Source organism: Komagataeibacter kakiaceti JCM 25156 (assembly GCF_000613305.1).
Map to the genome: position 1 here is coordinate 1 of NZ_BAIO01000844.1, position 669 is coordinate 669.

The 669-nt window shown below is 64.1% G+C and carries 1 protein-coding gene and 1 pseudogene; both read left to right on the top strand.

Features of this window, described 5'->3' with window-relative positions; genetic code table 11:
* Positions 1–341: pseudogene (locus JCM25156_RS26520) on the top strand (ribonuclease D); the annotation flags it as partial.
* Positions 342–484: 143 nt separating this feature from the next.
* Positions 485–669: GcrA family cell cycle regulator (locus JCM25156_RS26525; protein ID WP_242402758.1), on the top strand; the 185-nt coding region annotated here is incomplete at its 3' end.

The window sequence follows — 669 nt, forward strand, 5'->3', positions numbered from 1 at the left end:
GCCAGTCCCTGCTGGAAACCGTGGGCCGGGCCATGGACGAGCCGGAAGCGGACCTGCCCCGCATGCCCAAGGGGCGCGGCAAGGAAGCGCAGCGCCCGTCCCCCGCGCTGATCGCCTTGCTCAAGGTCCTGCTCGCGACCTGTTGCGAGACGCATCGCGTCGCCCCCAAGCTTGTCGCCTCATCCGATGATCTTGACCGTTTCGCCCTTGATGACGCGGCGGATATTCCCGCCTTCCATGGCTGGCGCAATACGGTGTTTGGCAAGCTGGCGCGGGAACTCAAGGCCGGCAGGCTGATCATGGGGGTTGAGGGCGGCAAGGTAAAACTGATCCACGCCTGAACCGTTGACTGTTCCGGTACGGTTTTACCGGGGTTGCAAACAGGTTATGCGCAGAACTGTCCACAAGATTCTGTACCTTGGCGGTTGAGCCGGACACCGTATACGCCTAGTTTCGCTCCATTCCGCGTAGGGAGTGCAGGACGATGGCGATGGAATGGACCGAGGAGACGATCGCGCGCCTGCGTGATCTGTGGCAGCAGGGCTTGTCGACCGCTGAAATCGGGCGTCAGCTATCCGTCACCAAGAACGCGGTGGTCGGCAAGGCGCACCGTCTGGGTCTCAAGCCCCGTCCGTCGCCCATCCGCCGCGCCGCCAAGACCGCCCCGCC